Below are 17,527 nucleotides of genomic sequence, written 5' to 3' on the forward strand. Positions count from 1 at the left end.
GTTCTTTAATAATAACTTTATAGCCATTGATGGGCTGTTATGTTTTCGAGAATAACAAAACCCCACGTTAGGTATTACTTAATGTGGGGTTTTGCATTTAAAACACATTCGTTTACAAAAACCACCTACTATGCAAACCTTCTAACTTTAGGTACATATAGCCTGAATTAGAAAGTAACAGCTCCTTCTCGTTGTGCTTAATTAATCTGAACTCTGGATAGTAAATCTATCTCGAGCAGCTATTTTCAGCGCTAACTGCGTTGAATTTACTTGCAATAGGCCAGCTATTGACGCGTAAATTCGTCTTGTTTCCACTGAAAATTTCTGGCTAGAGAAAATAAAATTAAATATCATTATAATTCAATGTCTTAGTAAGTATCTTAACCAGAGTTTAGGTTAATTAACAAATGTAAGTGCTTAAATTAACATTCCATGTAATGATGTAGGTACAGGGCATGTTAACTTGTTGCCATCCCCCCATAAAAACTCAATAAATTTCTGTTGTTTAAATTTATACCAACCTGCATAAATCTTTGAGCATTTTAACGAATTAAATTGCACTGTAACGTCGTTAAAAATTTTTTATTTATGACAACTAGATACAAAAATTTTTGCATCGTTCTAGCGTAATTTTCTTAACGTTAAATAGATCCCATATATAAGCAGATTGGTATTACTTATTTTTTATAAAAATAATTTATTTAATTTATAATAATATGATTTTTAATAATAATTAAAGTACAAAAAAGGAAGTCTTTGTATGTTTTTTAAAAAAAGTCAGTTAGCTATTTCATTAGCGTTTACGCTAGGCCTTGTTGGATGTGGCGGCGATGATAAAGCGAGTGTTGCAGAGCCCGTTGCAGAGTCTGTAGTAGTCAATGCAGACCCAGTGAAGGTAGACCCAGTAGAAGTTAACACCATCTCTCTTACTGGAAAGGTTATTGATGGCTATGTATCTGGTGCAATAGTATGGCTAGATATTGATGGCGATGGTATTTTTGACGAGCAAACAGAACCTTCTGTAGTCTCTGAAGAATCGGGTAATTATAGTTTTAATTTTACAGAAGAGCAGGCGCTGTGTGTGCCGTATTCAACTATGTATGTTGATGTACCAGTTGGTGCAATTGACGAGGACTTAGGAGAGGTAACACAAGCGTATCAAATGTCATTTCCGCCCTCAATTGAGGCTTTGACTGATGAAGATATTCGAAATATATCTCCTTTAACAACCGTTATTTGGGAACAGTTGAGCCTTCAATTACAAAAAAGTGGTAACAATAATTTAAGTTGTGATGCACTTAAAGAAAATACTGAGCTACTTGCAAACCTTCAAAGCGAAATAACAAATGTTATGCAAAACTTGGTTGCGCATTATAATTTGTCGACAGAGCAAATTTACTCAGATTTTATCGCTACTAACGACAGCGACGCTTACGACAGAGCACAAGCAATTGTTAAGGGGTTAAAAGCGGCCTATAAATTCAAGCAAGAGCTAGATGCTCAGTTTCCTGATGCAGAAGAAGTAAGAGCAGTGATTTACCAGGACACAGCAAAAGATGCAGAGTATGGATTTGAAAATGCATGGTACCGCGATAAAGTTATTTTTGCAGGCGCTGAACTTATTTATGAGCAAGTAAAGCTTCAAAATACAGACGAACTCGACAAAATTGACGTTATTTTGTCTCGATTGGATTCAACAGATACGCCTTGGGGCGAAGAATCGTTAAATGGAAAATTAACAGTTAGAGACGATGTTTCCATTAACGCCGATCGTACTTACCGATGCTCTAGCATTGAGAACGTTAGTTTTGAGCAAAGCAATGTGCTTTATGGCGTTGATAATACAAGTCCATCGGTTAACTTCCCAACAGCAGATGAATGCGTTAGTGCTAATTTAGATACACCGTTCGAGCGAGGTTTTAGCATTAGCTATACTGAGTCGGGATCGTTTTACCAAACTGACTTTGCCTTTAGAGAGGAAAATGCCGACTTTCAAACATTATCTAATTGGGTAAATGTTAAAGACAAAGCTGCTGATTTAGAAACTCAAGATTTAGTTACTGTACTCGCTGCTATGCCTTATAAGTTTGATGACGAAACATCTATTGATGCTAGCTTTTGGCGTAAATATAAAACCACAGACAACGTACGTATTATTAAAACGATTGAAGGGAAATGGTTTAGAGATACTCGCCAAGAAGATGGAACAATGCTGCATGAGTGCGGTGAAAATGGTATTGATTGGGTGCAATGCGAATAATGTAAAAAGCACTTTAATAAATATTAGTTTAATGCCAGTCAGTTAATAACTGACTGGCATTTTTTTGTTTGAAAAGCTTACTTTTACGTGCGGTTTTTACTATATACCTGATGAACACTATTTTTAATCTGTTTTTTACTCGGGTTTACTGTAAAATTACTGGGTTAACATTTGTTAAGCAATGCTTACAATTGTTATTGCTCATTAAGTATTTAAACTAATTTAAGTAGAGCTTATGATTTTTTATATTATAGGGTTAAGTTTACTTGTTATTATTTTATGCGTTGCACTTTATGTAATTTACAGCAATGTACATAAAAGTCGGGTAAGAAAATCCAAGGAATACAACGTACTGTTTGATAAAGACACGATAGTGGATGATTTAATCACTCAACTAACAGAAAAAAATCAAACACAAGAAAACCAAGATAAAACAGCTAAAGGTAAAGAAGAAATCCTTGCAACATTTGTTGAGTTACATCGCTCTGGTAGCTTTTGCGCACATTTGAGTGAACAGGAAATTATTTACTTTGTTAAAAAGAAATTAAACATGGAGAGTAATAAAAATGGATAGCGAAAAAGCAGTCCCAGCAGTAAAAAGTGACTCATTTATGAGTCGGTTTGGTCGTCGTAATGTAATTATAGTGTCATCAATTGTTGTTGTATTGGCGGTAATTGCAACGCTTACATCGCAAGTTGTTTCGTGGAATGAAGCCGATGAGCGTTTAGTACATCAATCGGCTTTTACAGGTAACTTAACCGTAATAAATCAAGCCGGCCCTTATTTAAAAGCGTTTGGTAGTACATCTGCTTATAAAAAAGTAATTTCGATTAATTTTACGGGCGATGCCGGTGCAACAGCAAGCGCAATCGTGCCGTTAATACCAATTCGATTTTTAGATACCACAACGGGCGGCGCACGAGGTGTTTCTCGTTTTAGGTTACCAGGCAATGTACCAGCAGCTGAGTCGGGTGCTCTACGTGGTTTACTTAAAATACACGAAGAGTTTGGTTCACAAGAAACATTAATATCTAATTTATTAATGCGTGCAACCACTGAAAATGTAAAAGCGTCGGCGCGTATGATGTCGGTAGAGCAACATTACTCTGGTGGTAATGGTCAATTAAGCCAAGATTTTGCTGATCAATTAACCAACGGTATTTTTGTTACTGAACAAATTATTAGTACCGGTGAGCGCGATAAATCTGACGATTTAGGTAATTTAAGTAAACAGCAACGTGTCACTATTAATATTAAAGTGGACGATGAAGGTAATACATTGCGTAACGCACCTATTTTAGGCGCTTACGGTATTACAGTAGTTGATGCCAGCATTATTGATATTGACTACGAAAGCAAAGTAAATGCTCGCCTTGAAGCCCAAAAGCAAGCAGCTGCTGATGAAGCACTAGCGCGTCAAAATCTTAAAAAAGCTGAGCAACAAGCACGTACTGAAGTGGCTTTAGGTGAACAAGCAATTGCTAAGCAACGTGCTGAATCTGAAAAGCTAAAAATTAAAGAGCAAATTGATGCTGAACGAATTAAGGCAAATGCCATTATTTCTGCGCAGCAACGAGTGGCTGTAAAAGCGGAGCTTGCAAAAGAGCAAGAAGAGATTTTAAAGCAACAACGTTTAGAAGCATTAGGTATGGATGTTTTAGCTGAGGCTCGTTTAAGAGCTAAGTCTGCTGCACTTGATCCAAAGTATGTATTTGATGAAACGCTAAAAGCAGAGGTTAAAATTCAAACTGCTTTATTTACAAGCTTAGGTAATAGCCGTTTAGTGCCTGAAATTGTAATAGGCGCAGGCCAAGGTGAGCAAAGCAATGGATCTGAGTTTATGCGCTTATTAGCCGCCGATGCAGCATTGAGTCTTAAAAAGCGTTTAGAAAAAGAGAAAAAATAAACGATTAGTTAAGTATTGCACAAACAATAAAAACGTTGGCTGATTCGCATTGGCCAGCGTTTTTTATTGCGTAAATTTTGTTATTGTATGGTGCGGCTTAGCTTGTGAAAACAAGCTTTTTAAATTATGAAATAAAAGAGTGAGCAGTACTTATGGATTCCAGTAATCAATTTATTTTAGATTTAGGGCTAGAGCATATTACCATTCAGCGACGATATGAAGCGCTGGGAGCGTTTAACGATTTTTTGATTGCTGTGTGGTTTTTAATTGGCAGTTTTTTCTTTTTAAATGACTCACTAATAGAAAGTGGCACATGGCTGTTTATAGCGGGCAGTGCTCAATTACTTATCAAACCTGTTTTGAAGTTGATCAGCTTAGTACATGTTAGTCGGGTATTTCATTCAAATAAAACACCATAAATATGACTCATGATGAGTTCAGTTAATATAACTAATAATTTACCTGTATAAGTTATTTAAATATCAAGGATAGAAAAGTGAAAGTACTTAAGTGGATTGCAATTGGAATAGCTACTTTATTAATTATAGGCTTGCTAATTCCCGAAAAAATAATGATTCCGGTACAAGGTGCCACAAGTAAAGATTGGAACCATAACACGTTTTGGTACGAGCCTTGGGGTAGGTCGGGTGTGCACAAAGGAATTGATATTTTTGGCACAAAAAATACCCCCGTAGTTGCCTCAACAAGCGGTGTTGTTATATTTGCAGGTGAGCTAACCCGAGGTGGTAAAGCGGTTGCAGTACTTGGGCCTAAATGGCGTATACATTATTTTGCGCATTTAAATGACTACTCGGTAAGTACAGGTGATGTGGTAAGCATAAACAGTCAAATTGGTTTACTGGGCGATACTGGAAATGCTGCAGGAAAACAGCCTCATGTGCATTATTCTATTTTATCGTTAGTGCCCATGCCGTGGCTTTTTACAACGCAAAATCAAGGGTGGAAAAAGATGTTTTTTTTGAGCCCACATAAAAAATTAACGATTAAGTGACCATTGTATTTACTATAAAATGACCTTTTAAATTTAGCTGTTAATCCCGTATAAAATGGGCTTAACAGCTTCAAAGTAATAAATTTTAATTGTTAATACTGATTTTTCGTTTACTGCATTGCTACTGCGAGCTGGTGGTATAAACCAATACCAACAATCACATTAAACGGGAAAGTTACACCGAGTGAACTCAGCATAGCAAGACCAATATCGGCTTTAGGGATTGCCGCCTTTATTGCAGCGGGTGCGGCTATGTATGAGGCGCTGGCTACTAAGCTGCCTAAAATAACTACCGAGCCTAATTCTAAATTTAAAAGTGTGCCGACTGCTGTGCCAATTATGCCTAAAAATAGCGGGGTGACAATAGCAAATACCGCTAGTTTCCAATGTTTCCAAGGGATAGGACGAAGAGTTTGCGCGGCTACTAAACCCATTTCTAGTAAAAATAATGCCAACACAACCTTAAAGCTACTTGTTAAAAGACTCGTTACTTGGCTGCCTTGCGCCGTGCCGTACATCATACCGATAACCACGCCGCCAACGAGCAAAATTACGCTTTTGTTCGTGAGAGTTTCGTGCCAAAGGGCTTTTAACGACAACTCATTATTTTGGCCGTTTTCTTTATCAAGCTTTCGGTAAAGCAATAAACCAACAATGATTGCAGGGAGTTCTAGCATCACTAAATAAAGGGTTACTTCTGCGCCTACTACTAATTTAGCCGACTCGGCATAGGCGAGCGCAACAGCAAATGTACCAGCACTCACTGAGCCGTAATGTGCAGCAATGCTGGCGCTATTAGCAACAGAGAGTTTAATAACGTATTTTAAAATAGGGTAAAGCGTAAGGGGTATAAGTGCACCAAGGAGCATAACCGATCCCATTTCGGGAAGTAGTTGCCAGCTTAAGTTACCGTGCAGCACCATACCGCCTTTTAAGCCGATAGTTAACATGAGCAATAAGCTTAGTGTGTCGTAGGTGGCTTTTGGAATGGCCAAATCAGAGCGTAAAATACCCGCTACTAATCCTAAAATAAAAAACATAACAACGATATCTGGCACTGGCTTTCCTTACTAGTTGGTAAATTAAGTAGCGCTATTGTAGATAAAACTTTGTATAGTAAATAATAAAATAAATACGAGTTAGTTATAGGTGTTTATCTATGGGTTGCTTATTAGATAACTATTATTAGGTACATTATGAGGTAGGTATGGATTTACGACATATATCGTTTAGGTTGCTTGAAGTATTTATGAGCGTGGTTAAAACGGGTTCAATAAGCGAAACCGCAAGGCGTTTACATCTAACACAGCCAACGGTATCGCTACAAATAAAGCGACTGCAAGAAGCGGTAGGCGAGCCACTACTTCTTATACAACAGCAAAAGCTACATGTGACCGATGTAGGGCTTGAACTGTTTAAAACATGCCAACAGGTGTTTGGACATTTTGAAGACTATCAAGATTTTTTAACCGAGCTTAATGGTGGTTCGCGCGGCCGTTGTAAAATTGCCATGGTTAATACGGCGCAATATATTTTACCAAAACTACTTGGACCTTATAGTAATTTACATCCCCATGTTGAGCTTCCTCTTGAGATTGGTAACAGGGCAGAGGTGCTAGATAGATTTGAGCGAGGAGAGGACGATATTTATGTATTTAGCCACCCGCCGTCGCTTGAACACGCCCAAGCTGCGCGTTTTTTGCATAATCCACTTGAATTTATAGTGCCGCTAAACCATCCGTTAGCTCATGTAAAAGCCGTTAAATTAACTGATTTAATGCAGTATCGTTTTTTACTACGAGAAAATGGCTCAGCAACACGTATGTTATTTGAAAGCGAGTTACAAAGCCGAGGGTTAGTGCTGAGCGATAGCGTGCAAATGGCGAGTAATGAAGCAATACGCGTCGCGGTTGCATCGGGGATGGGCATTGCGGTTTTATCACGCCATGTACTTGCAACAGACGATACTAGTTTTAAAATTTTAAACGTAACCGATGCCCATTTAGCGAGTCATTGGTATTTTGTAATGCGAACAGATAGGCACATATCGCATGCTGCACGTAACTTTTTAAAGTTTGCGAAGCAGCACGTAGAGCAATATTTAGATACGCAGTGGGTGCGTAATGAGTTACATAACTTAGATTTAAACTAGATTTAAATTAGGTTTAAAGTTAATTAATGTCCGGTGTTGAGTCTCTTAAAATAAGCTTTGGCTGAAACACGTGCTTTACTGTTATGCCGCTTTTTTTATAAATGTCTTTGAGTACTAAGTTAGCCGCAGCTCGGCCCATTTCGGGAACTGGGTTATCTATTGTAGTCAGTGTTGGGTAGAGGTAATTGGTAAAAATTACGTTATCGAACCCAATAATGGCTAAATCTTTTGGTAGGTTAAAACCGTGTTCGCGGGCGTATTTCATAGCACCCGATGCCATTTCGTCATTGGCACATACAAGGGCAGTTATTTGCGCTTTATTTTGAATAAAATGCTTTAATCCTTCGCTGCCGCCGGTTTCTTTAAAGTCGCCTATGTAAAATAGGTTTTCGTCAAAGGTTAGGTTGTACTCTGCTAGGGCTTGTTTGTGACCTTTTAAACGGTTTGACGCGTCTTCTTTAAACTGCGGGCCTGCTATGTACGCAATGTTTTTATGACCTTTGTTGATCATGGCTTTAGTGGCTAAGTAGCCGCCCATTACGTTGTCGAGGCTAATGCAGTTTTCTTCAATTTCTTTAACGTAGCGGCTCATTAAGTAAATAGGGGTTTTGCCTTTACTTAACTCAATTAGGTACTCGTTTGATACCGCTTCTACGTGGGCAATAATAGCGTCGCAATTACGGCCTATTAAAAACTCAAAGCCGCTTTTTTCTTTTTTCTCGTCACTGTGCCCAGGGGTAATAATAACGTGTTTACCGGCAATACGAAGATGCTCTTCAATGGCTGACATCATTTGACCAAAAAACGGACCATCCAACTCAGAAACTAAAATACCGACGCTGTTTGTAGTGCTAGACGCCAAAGAGCGTGCGATAGAACTTGGCTGATAGCCCAGCTCTTTCATTGCTTCTAATACCTTTTTTTTAGTTTTTTTGCTTACGTAGTCGTTGTCGTTAAGCACCCTTGAAACAGTTGATAAAGACACACCTGCCATTTCTGATACTTGATAAATTGTCGCCATTGATGTCCTAGCTTATATGTGTTTTTACTCGCGCTTTATAAAAATATAAAGCGCGAAGGGTCATTAAAAGTTAATTTACACATTACTGCGTCTAATTGCTAAGTCTTCTGTTATTTTTTGCGTCATCGCTGAGGTAAGCGGATAAATAAGCATCAATGCGGCGCCTAAAAAAGCAAATGCGGCAGGTATCCAGCTCATAAGTAACTGCATACCAGGTAGGGCTTGCGTAATTGTTAGCTCATCCATACCGTTATAGCCGTAGCCTGCAAGTACCACTAATACTAATGCACCTGCAAAACCACCACCGGTTTTTTGCACAAATGTACCCGCAGAATAAATAAGGCCTGTAGCGCGGCGTTTGTTTTTCCACTCTGAATAATCGGCTGAATCACCAAGCATACTAAAAAATAATGTTGGCATCATCGCGGCAAAAAATTCAGCAGCGCAACCGAAGGTAAATACAGCAACCAGGTTATCGCTAGGCACCCAGTAAAATGCAGTAGTGAGTATGCCGCTTAGCATTAATGATGCAATAAATAGGTTTCGTTTACCCATCATTTCGGCCAGTTTACCTGTGGCAAGTGCGCCTAATATAGATACAACCAACAAGGCAATAAAGTATTGCCCAGCCATAAGTTCATTGGCTACATGGTACTTAAAGTAGTACGCAATTACACCGTATTTTATGCCATTAAACATCATGGTTAAAAAACCAATGCCGAGTAATACTAACCAAGGTTTGTTGGTCAGAAGATCAACCATGTCGCGCTGTGATCCTGTTAAGCTTTGCTTATTTTTATTGAGTAATTTTTTAATAACGAATGTCATTGCAGCCATAACAAGGGCAAAAAATACCCCGCTGTATAAATCGCGGTAATAAAAAAACAGGGTAGTAGCAAGCAAAGGTAGGATTATAAATGGCAGGCTTTTGGTTAAATCAAATAACTCTGATTTTAAATTGCCTTCATTTGAGGCGTGCGGTGTTACACGCTCTTTGGTGGTCGCAAACGTTATAATCATTAAAATAATAAGTAAGCTGGCAAATAAGTACATAGTAAGCTGATAGCCTTTGGCATCGTCGCCGCCACCAAAAAATGCCACTAGCTCAGGTAAAAAACCCATAACCAATAAGCCACCAGTAAACGCACCTGCAAACCTAAAACCAGAGAGCTTTGTGCGCTCTGTATCGTCTGGTGTCATTACGCCCATAAGTGCCGAGTAGGGCACGTTACTTACGGTGTAAGCAAGCGTTAAACCTATGTAGGTTACGTAGGCATAAATAAGTTTATTGGTGGTACTAAAGTCGGGTGTAGTAAAACACAACACCATAAACAAGCCCAAAAACGGTGCCGAATAGAGTATCCATGGGCGAAATTTACCAAAGCGCGACTGCGTTCTGTCGGCAATCATACCCATAATAATATCGGTTACGCCATCAGATAGCCTTACCACCAAAAACAACATGGCAGCGGCGGCTGCCGATATGCCAAATGTATCGGTGTAAAACACCGCTAAATAAGCAAGCGCGCCGCGCCATACTAAGTTAGCGCCGGCATCGCCCATGGCGTAACCGACTTTTTCGTATAAAGGGAGTTTGTTCACTGTGTGTGTTCTTATTGTTATAAGCCGAAAAATTATCGGCTAGTTATTAGGTTACTGTACGCTTTACCGCTGGCTTTAACAGTTCGTTTTTGTGTGTTGTAGTCTACGTGTACTATTCCAAAGCGCTTTAAATATCCTTCTGCCCATTCAAAGTTATCCATTAGGCTCCACGCAAAGTAACCATCTACTTTTACGCCTTGCTCGGTTGCGTTATGTAGGGCATTTAAATGCTCGTGGTAATATTCAATACGGTCGTTATCTATCACTTCACCGTCTTTAAATTCGTCAGCCATGGCTGCACCGTTTTCGGTAATATAAATAGGTGGTAGGGTGTGTTTTTCGTTTAACGATACAAGTAATTCTGTAAGCGCTTTAGGATAAATTTCCCAGCCTATATCGGTCATTGGCGCTTTATGTGGCAGCTCATGATAAAAGTCGGTATCGCTTGCTTGATAATGCATGCGGGTATAAAAGTTAACCCCTAGGTAATCTAGCGGTTGAGCAATTATTTCCATGTCGCCATCTAAAATATCTGGGCGGTGGGCTTTAGGTAATTGCTTAATAATATCAGGGTATTTACCTTGCATTACAGGCTGCATGTACCATTGATTTATATAGTCATCAGCAAATGCAGTAGCTTTTAAATCGTCTTCACTTTGGGTAACTGAGTAACAAGGCGTAAAGTTAAGTACAATACCGTTTAGTGTATTTGGGCTATTTTTAGCAAGTACTTGCATAGCCAAACCGTGACCCAGTAATAAGTGGTGTGCGGCTTTGCGACCAAATTCGCGCCCTACAATGCCAGGCGCATGTACGCCTATTTCGTAACCTAGGTAAGAGCTGCAAAACGGCTCATTTAAGGTGGCGTATGAGTGCACACGTTCCCCAAAAGCTTTGGTAATTAAATCTGCGTAATGGGCAAATTCGTAAGCGGTGTTACGGTTTAGCCAGCCACCTTCGTCTTCAATATGTTGTGGTAAATCCCAGTGGTACAGCGTTACAAAAGCTTTAATGTTACGGCGTTTTAATTCATCTAAAATGTCGGTATAAAACTTAACGCCTGTCGGGTTTAAGTGACCACTTTTAGTCATTACGCGCGGCCACGAAATCGAAAGTCTGTAAGCGTCTACACCTAATGATTCAATTAAGTTTATATCGTCTTTCCAGCGAGTGTAGTGCTCGCAGGCTACATCGCCATTTGAATTATCGACTATTTTGCCTTCTTTACTGCAAAAGGTATCCCAAATACATGGCAAGCGATCAGCTGCGCCGCCTTCAATTTGAAATGAGGCCGTAGCTACACCATAAGTAAAATTTTTGGCTAAAAGTGGTGAGCCACTAGGTAAAGATAATTGTTTCATTAAGAGAAAACCTCTGCTTCTTTTTTGGTAAAGTTTGCTTTGTATAGAGCGTATATTAAATTCATTGTTGGAAGCGCTTCCATATTTAATTTGATTAATCACTAAGCATGGTATTTAATAACTTTAAGGAAGCGCTTCCATATTTAGGTTAGTGGCTATTGTTAAACAGGTCAATAGTTAAATTTAAATAACAAATAGGCGCTCACAAAATCACACTGACACAACACAGGGCTATAAAAATGAAAAAAAGACTTAAACACTAACAGGTTACACATGCTCCCTATTTTAATAGGAGGATTGTGCGTTTTAAGTGGGTGTAATAAACAAGAGATTAACGCAAATAATAGCCAAAGCGCCGTAGTCAAAAAGGCTGAGCATGAGCAAGGTGATTTATCACTTTGGCCAACGCTTAAAAGCAAAGTAGTTAAAACGCCTGAAATAGAAAATACGATTGCACAGTACTTAAAAACAATGACGCTTGAGCAAAAAGTAGCGCAGATGATCCAACCTGAAATTCGCGATATTAGTGTTGAAGACATGCGCAAATACGGTTTTGGTTCGTATTTAAATGGCGGTGGCTCGTTCCCGAATGCTAATAAACATGCAACGCCTGCAGATTGGATAACGCTTGCGGAGAGCATGTATCAAGCCTCGGTTGATGACTCAATTGATGGCAGTAAAATTCCAACCATGTGGGGCACCGATGCCGTACATGGACATAATAACGTTATTGGTGCGACGTTATTTCCGCATAATATTGGTTTAGGTGCTGCTAATAACCCCGCATTAATTGAGCGCATTGCAGCAGCTACTGCAATAGAGGTAATGGCAACAGGCATAGATTGGGTGTTTGCACCGACTGTTGCGGTTGTGCGCGATGACCGATGGGGCAGAACGTACGAAGGCTACTCAGAAGACCCTGCAATTGTACGTGAGTATTCAGCCGCAATTGTAAACGGATTGCAAGGCAGAGCCGATGAAGACTTTTTAAGTGATAAACGCGTAATTAGTACCGTTAAGCACTTTTTAGGCGATGGCGGCACAGTAGATGGTGACGATCAAGGGGACAACATTGATAGCGAAGAGGTGTTATATAATATTCATGCGCAAGGTTATATAGGTGGCTTAACCGCAGGTAGTCAGTCGGTTATGGCATCGTTTAATAGCTGGAATGGTAAAAAAAATCACGGCAATAAATACCTACTTACTGATGTGTTAAAAACAAAAATGGGTTTTGATGGCTTTGTTGTAGGAGATTGGAACGGACACGGACAAGTTGCAGGCTGTACAAATGAAAGTTGCCCGCAGGCTGTTAATGCGGGGCTTGATATTTTTATGGTGCCAACGGGTGCATGGAAACCACTTTATGAAAATACAATTAAACAAGTAAAAGCGGGCACAATAACAATGGCGCGAATAGATGACGCCGTGGCACGTATTTTACGCGTTAAATTACGCGCGGGTTTATTTGATAAACCAAGCCCCGCAAATCGAAAATATTCAGGTAAATTAGAACTAATAGGTGCGCCAGCACATCGCGATATTGCCCGCCAAGCGGTACAAGAGTCGCTAGTACTGCTTAAAAACAACAACCATTTATTACCGCTTAACCCATCAAGCAACATACTGATTGCAGGCGATGCGGCCGATAACATAGGCAAGCAATCGGGCGGTTGGAGCATTACGTGGCAGGGAACTAATAATCAAAATGCAGATTTTCCCGGAGCAACGTCTGTTTATGCGGGGCTAAAAACACAAATAGAGGCTGCTGGCGGTAACGCTATTTTAAGCCCAACGGGTGAATTTAATACCAAACCCGATGTAGCCATTGTTGTATTTGGTGAAGAACCGTACGCAGAAGGACATGGCGATAAGGACAACCTTGAGTTTGAACGTAACAATAAACGTTCTCTTAAAATATTAAAAACATTAAAGCAGCAAGGTATTGCGGTGGTATCGGTGTTTATATCGGGCAGACCAATGTGGGTTAACAGCGAGCTAAACGCGTCAGATGCATTTGTAGCAGCATGGCTTCCTGGCACTGAAGGACAAGGCATTGCAGATGTTTTATTAGCGGATGCAAGTGGGCAGGTACAATACGACTTTAAAGGTAAGTTGTCTTTTTCGTGGCCTAAATCGCCACTACAAACCGCAGTAAATAAGGGTGATGCTGATTACTCACCATTATTACCTTATGGCTTTGGCTTAACGTATAAAGATGAAAGTACGCTTAGCAATAATCTAAATGAAGACTCAGGTGTTGATATTAGTAACCTTGCGCCGCTATCTATATTTAATGGCAGCTTTAAAACACCGTGGCGTTTGTTTTTAAATTCAACCAGCGAGCAGCACCAAGTAGCAAGTAACAGTGTAAAGCTTGGCGGCATTACTTATCGCACTGAAGACAAAGCGATTCAAGAAGATGCAATGCAGTTTAATTTTGATGGCACTGCAGCCAGCTATATCGAAATTAATAGTAACTTTACCGAAGACAAAGTGGCCTACATTGAAGCAAATTCAGCCCTTAGCTTTAGCTATAAAGTAAACCAAATACCTAGCTCACAAACATACCTTGCAATGAAGTGCGAACAAGGCTGTGGTGGCGAGCTTGATATTACCAATGAGCTTAAAAATGCTGATTTAAATACATGGCAAACCATGAGTATAGATTTAACGTGTTTTGCTAAAAAGGGCGTTGATTTTGCCAGAGTAACCAGCCCTTTTATTATTAAAACGGCAGGAGAGCTTAGCGTTTCAGTTGCAGATATTAGTTTTGAACCACAAGGCGCTAAAAGCGCCGTGGTTAAGTGTGAATAATAAAACGTAAAAGTTGTTGTGTGTACCCAAAGCCCTGAGGGCGTGTTGATCTTTGTGGATTGAAATTTGTTCAATCTAGGGGCAATTTAATCGCGGCGAGAGGTTTGTAACCTAGTGGGCTAAGTAAAAACCGATCAACAAAGAGTAAATTGCCCCTAGGCAGAACCCTACGGGCAGCGCATGTTTGGCATTTATGCTACGTTATCGCCTATTTATGGGGAATAACCACACTACATAGGCTCTGCCTTGCCTAAAAACCAAACATACTGCTGCAAATTCAACCACCAAAGAACAACACGCCCTAATAAGGGCTTTTTTATGCTGGGCAATACTGCTTTAAAAACTCATGATGAGGCGGTAATTGGCTTACGCGTTGCTCTATTTGTTGCTTAATACCGTGTAAAAAACGGGCGAGTTCTTCATCGCTCATCATGCTGGCTATTAAGTGATGTTGATTAGGCTCAATACCCTGACCAAGCATAACTTGCACCCACGAATCGACTCTAAAAATATCGCCATCGTCTAAAAATACACGACCGGTTTGTTTAAACAAATCAGTTTTATGCTGAAGTGTTTTTGGCACCTCCATCGCACTACAGTGTTGCCAAAACTCACTGTCATCGCGATTAGTTACTTTGTAGTGCAGCACAATAAAGTCGCGAATATTTTCAATTTCGCTTTTAAGCTGTTTGTTGTATTCATCAATGGCGTGATTGGTAATGCCATTAAACGGAAATAAACGCATAAAGCGAATAATACCCGACATAATTAAGTGAATGCTGGTGGACTCAAGTGGTTCAACAAAACCGCTAGCAAGGCCAAGCGCTAGGCAGTTTTTGTTCCAGCCTTTTAAGCGCCGCCCTGTTTTAAATTTAATAATACGGGGCTCTGTAAGCGGCTCGCCCTCAATGTTATTTAATAGTAGCGCTTTGGCTTGTTCGTCATCCATATATTGGCTGCAATAAACTAATCCGTTGCCTATACGGTTTTGCAGCGGTATACGCCATTGCCAACCGCTTTTATGGGCAATAGAGCGGGTAAGTGGCAATACGGTCTCGCTGGTTGATTTTGTTTGCACCGCAATGGCGCTATTACACGGTAGTAAATGCGACCAGTCTTCGTAGCCAGTATGCAATGCTTGCTCTATTAATAAACCTCTAAAGCCGGTGCAATCAATAAAAAAGTCGCCGTTAATGTGCTCGCCATTATTTAAAATCAATGATTCTATATGGCCCGTTTTAGTGTTTTTTACTACTTTTTGTATTTTACCTTCAATGCGGGTTACACCTAATGGCTCTGAAAATTCACGTAAAAACTGCGCGTAACGCGTAGCATCCATATGGTAAGCATAGTTAATGGGGTTTTGCTGATTAAACGCAAACTTACCGGCTTTAGCCGCTTGCAGCTCGTAGCAGTAATCGCCAAATGGGTTGTTTATTCCAAGTGCTTTACCTTGCAGCCAAAAGTGATGAAATTCACCCGCCCAACATTCTTTGCCCGTTGCGCCAAATGAGTGAATATAATGCGTGTTTTCATCTCCCCAGTTTTCAAAGCTAATACCTAGCTTAAAACTTGCTTGAGTGGCTTTCATAAATGCTTGCTCGTTTATACCCAGCAATTTATGAAATGTACGAATAGGCGGAATTGTTGCTTCGCCAACACCTACAGTGCCAATATCGTCAGATTCAACAAGGGTTATGTTTATATTGTTACCAACTAGTTTAGCAAGTGCCGCTGCGGCCATCCAACCTGCAGTGCCGCCTCCAGCAATTACTACGTTTTTAACAGCATTTGTTTTAGTCATTATGTGGCTGCCCATTATTTGATAAAAGGTGATTTAAAAGCGCGCGATTACTTGGCAGTCCATTTAAACACTGCGCTATTTTTTCGCGGTTCTGTTGATAATAGTAATCCCCAGTGCGTGGGTCGTTAAATGTATTTTGTGCAGATACTGTTTGTGTATTAAAGCCCATGCCATATAAAACGTATTGATAACTGCTTGATGAAAACACTTCTTCGTTTTCAATAAAATCAAAGCGGCTAGGGGGCTGAAATTGCCAAAGTTTAAGTAAGTTTTGCAGGCGCTCGGGCGCGGTATTTAAATTACCAATATCTTGCCAATAGGGAGTGTCGTCGCGCTCGCTTAGTACATAATGAAGTTTTAAAAATTCAATAACGCGCTGCCAACGAGTGCTAAAGCGGCTGTTAAAACGACTTGCAAGCTGGCTCATGTGGGTGCGGTTTTGCGGTAGTTGCTCGCTTATCATGCTAATTGAAAGTTCAACCATAGCAAGAGCTGACGCTTCAAGTGGCTCTAAAAAGCCAGCTGACATACCCACGGCAACACAGTTTTTAATCCAAAATTTTTGCCTGTAACCAGGGCTGAATTTTAATACACGGTAGGTAAGTTGCTCAGCTTGTTGCTCATTGGTACTTTTAGCTATGTAGCTTTTTAGAGTATTTGTTGCGCTTTCATCACTTTGATATTTACTACTAAATACATAACCTGTACCACGGCGCGTTGGCAGGGCTATATCCCAAATCCAGCCGTTGCTTTGCGCTGTAGATAGCGTAGCAGAGGCGATTGGTTGATCGATGTGTGCATTAGGTATTTGCGCCGCAACAGCGCTGTTATTAAATAAAATATGATCTTGCGCTATAAACTCACTATTAAAATGCTCACCAATTAAACGAGCGCAAGAGCCTGAGCAATCTATAAATAAATCACCCGTTATATCGCCATTATTATTTGTTTTTAATGAGGCAATATAGCCATGCTCGTCGTTAATAACCTCGGTTACATCGTCAGTAATATGCGTAACATTTAGATTTTTAACACAGTGATTTTTTAAAAATTCAGCAAATTTACCCGCATCTAAATGATAGCCATAGTTGGTAACTGCTGCATATTCAGGTGTTTGTAATTGCTTTGGTGCAAGTGCTGCTTGGCATACAAAGCTTTGCATATTAACAACGTCGGCAAATTTTTGGTTAGGTGCAATACGTTGCCAACTGGCGTGTAAATTAGTGTGCTCGTAGCCTTGTGGATTCATAAAAGGGTGGTAGTAGTTTTCTCCCTCGCTGAGGTTTCGCCAATTTATAAATTTAGAACCTTGCTTAAATGACGCGTCGCACTGGGTTATAAAATCACTTTCTTTAATGCCAATGCGCTGTAGGGTGTTGCGCATTGACGGCCACGTGCCTTCGCCCACACCCAATATAGGCACATTTGCCGACTCAACTAACGTTACATTAAGGTGCGGGTGTTCGGCGGCTAATAAGCCTGCGCTTAGCCAGCCGGCAGTACCACCACCTAAAACGACTATTTTTGTTATTGGTTTGGTCATGAGTTAACACCCTAAAGTTGATAACAATTAAACTAGCATTAATACTGT

General features: G+C 40.0%; 13 protein-coding genes. 7 read left to right on the plus strand and 6 right to left on the minus strand.

Translation table 11 applies throughout. The features are described 5' to 3' along the window. Window positions 1-760 precede the first annotated feature (760 nt). The 5 genes from P20495_RS05450 (at window position 761) to P20495_RS05430 (ending at window position 5,179) form a co-directional block, all read left to right on the plus strand. Window positions 761-2,260 carry a hypothetical protein gene (locus tag P20495_RS05450; protein WP_008137859.1) on the plus strand — a complete coding sequence of 500 codons (1,500 nt, stop codon included), beginning with the start codon at window positions 761-763 and terminating at the stop codon, window positions 2,258-2,260. 235 nt (window positions 2,261-2,495) lie between these two features. Continuing rightward, window positions 2,496-2,834, plus strand: coding sequence for a hypothetical protein (locus P20495_RS05445; RefSeq protein ID WP_008137861.1), 339 nt, complete (start codon window positions 2,496-2,498; stop codon window positions 2,832-2,834). After that, the gene (locus P20495_RS05440; protein ID WP_007375492.1) at window positions 2,827-4,167 is read left to right on the plus strand and encodes an SPFH domain-containing protein; all 1,341 of its coding nucleotides are present in this window, start codon (window positions 2,827-2,829) and stop codon (window positions 4,165-4,167) included. The genes P20495_RS05445 and P20495_RS05440 overlap by 8 nt, the downstream gene beginning before the upstream one ends. A 152-nt stretch (window positions 4,168-4,319) precedes the next feature. Further along, window positions 4,320-4,586 (plus strand): YrhK family protein, encoded by a 267-nt coding sequence (locus tag P20495_RS05435; RefSeq protein WP_008137864.1) that lies wholly within the window; start codon window positions 4,320-4,322, stop codon window positions 4,584-4,586. Between the two features lie 77 nt (window positions 4,587-4,663). Beyond that, complete coding sequence (locus P20495_RS05430) at window positions 4,664-5,179, plus strand: M23 family metallopeptidase (RefSeq protein ID WP_008137866.1); 516 nt, start codon at window positions 4,664-4,666, stop codon at window positions 5,177-5,179. 110 nt (window positions 5,180-5,289) lie between these two features. Here the strand turns inward: P20495_RS05430 and P20495_RS05425 are convergent, their stop codons facing one another. Continuing rightward, window positions 5,290-6,237 (minus strand): sodium-dependent bicarbonate transport family permease, encoded by a 948-nt coding sequence (locus P20495_RS05425; RefSeq protein ID WP_008137868.1) that lies wholly within the window; start codon window positions 6,235-6,237, stop codon window positions 5,290-5,292. A 149-nt stretch (window positions 6,238-6,386) separates the two neighbouring features. On the opposite strand from P20495_RS05425, the gene P20495_RS05420 reads away from it, so the two are divergent. Next, window positions 6,387-7,331, plus strand: a complete 945-nt coding sequence (locus P20495_RS05420) for a LysR family transcriptional regulator (RefSeq protein ID WP_008137869.1) — start codon at window positions 6,387-6,389, stop codon at window positions 7,329-7,331. 19 nt (window positions 7,332-7,350) lie between these two features. Here the strand turns inward: P20495_RS05420 and P20495_RS05415 are convergent, their stop codons facing one another. The 3 genes from P20495_RS05415 to P20495_RS05405 all read right to left on the minus strand — a co-directional run bounded on the left by P20495_RS05415 (window position 7,351) and on the right by P20495_RS05405 (window position 11,315). Next, window positions 7,351-8,352: a LacI family DNA-binding transcriptional regulator gene (locus P20495_RS05415; RefSeq protein WP_008137871.1), complete on the minus strand. Its 1,002-nt coding sequence runs from the start codon at window positions 8,350-8,352 to the stop codon at window positions 7,351-7,353. A 75-nt stretch (window positions 8,353-8,427) separates the two neighbouring features. Then, window positions 8,428-9,954, minus strand: coding sequence for an MFS transporter (locus P20495_RS05410; protein ID WP_008137872.1), 1,527 nt, complete (start codon window positions 9,952-9,954; stop codon window positions 8,428-8,430). A gap of 32 nt (window positions 9,955-9,986) precedes the next feature. After that, window positions 9,987-11,315: a GH1 family beta-glucosidase gene (locus P20495_RS05405; protein WP_008137874.1), complete on the minus strand. Its 1,329-nt coding sequence runs from the start codon at window positions 11,313-11,315 to the stop codon at window positions 9,987-9,989. 273 nt (window positions 11,316-11,588) lie between these two features. On the opposite strand from P20495_RS05405, the gene P20495_RS05400 reads away from it, so the two are divergent. Continuing rightward, window positions 11,589-14,132, plus strand: a complete 2,544-nt coding sequence (locus P20495_RS05400; protein ID WP_008137876.1) for an exo 1,3/1,4-beta-D-glucan glucohydrolase — start codon at window positions 11,589-11,591, stop codon at window positions 14,130-14,132. A gap of 316 nt (window positions 14,133-14,448) precedes the next feature. Here the strand turns inward: P20495_RS05400 and P20495_RS05395 are convergent, their stop codons facing one another. Both P20495_RS05395 and P20495_RS05390 read right to left on the minus strand, forming a co-directional pair. Next, entirely contained in the window at window positions 14,449-15,936 is a 1,488-nt protein-coding gene (locus P20495_RS05395; protein ID WP_008137878.1) for a tryptophan halogenase family protein, read from the minus strand. After that, entirely contained in the window at window positions 15,929-17,479 is a 1,551-nt protein-coding gene (locus P20495_RS05390) for a tryptophan halogenase family protein (RefSeq protein WP_008137880.1), read from the minus strand. The genes P20495_RS05395 and P20495_RS05390 overlap by 8 nt, the downstream gene beginning before the upstream one ends. Window positions 17,480-17,527 lie beyond the last annotated feature (48 nt).

Origin of the sequence: Pseudoalteromonas sp. BSi20495 (assembly GCF_000241185.1) — a bacterium.
Lineage (GTDB): Bacteria > Pseudomonadota > Gammaproteobacteria > Enterobacterales > Alteromonadaceae > Pseudoalteromonas > Pseudoalteromonas fuliginea.

Excerpts from the sequence above, each read along its gene's own strand:
- P20495_RS05440 (WP_007375492.1), top strand. The coding sequence starts at position 2,827 with ATGGATAGCGAAAAAGCAGTCCCAGCAGTAAAAAGTGACTCATTTATG.
- P20495_RS05395 (WP_008137878.1), bottom strand. The coding sequence starts at position 15,936 with ATGACTAAAACAAATGCTGTTAAAAACGTAGTAATTGCTGGAGGCGGC.
- P20495_RS05400 (WP_008137876.1), top strand. The coding sequence starts at position 11,589 with ATGCTCCCTATTTTAATAGGAGGATTGTGCGTTTTAAGTGGGTGTAAT.
- P20495_RS05450 (WP_008137859.1), top strand. The coding sequence starts at position 761 with ATGTTTTTTAAAAAAAGTCAGTTAGCTATTTCATTAGCGTTTACGCTA.
- P20495_RS05420 (WP_008137869.1), top strand. The coding sequence starts at position 6,387 with ATGGATTTACGACATATATCGTTTAGGTTGCTTGAAGTATTTATGAGC.
- P20495_RS05405 (WP_008137874.1), bottom strand. The coding sequence starts at position 11,315 with ATGAAACAATTATCTTTACCTAGTGGCTCACCACTTTTAGCCAAAAAT.
- P20495_RS05415 (WP_008137871.1), bottom strand. The coding sequence starts at position 8,352 with ATGGCGACAATTTATCAAGTATCAGAAATGGCAGGTGTGTCTTTATCA.
- P20495_RS05445 (WP_008137861.1), top strand. The coding sequence starts at position 2,496 with ATGATTTTTTATATTATAGGGTTAAGTTTACTTGTTATTATTTTATGC.
- P20495_RS05390 (WP_008137880.1), bottom strand. The coding sequence starts at position 17,479 with ATGACCAAACCAATAACAAAAATAGTCGTTTTAGGTGGTGGTACTGCC.
- P20495_RS05435 (WP_008137864.1), top strand. The coding sequence starts at position 4,320 with ATGGATTCCAGTAATCAATTTATTTTAGATTTAGGGCTAGAGCATATT.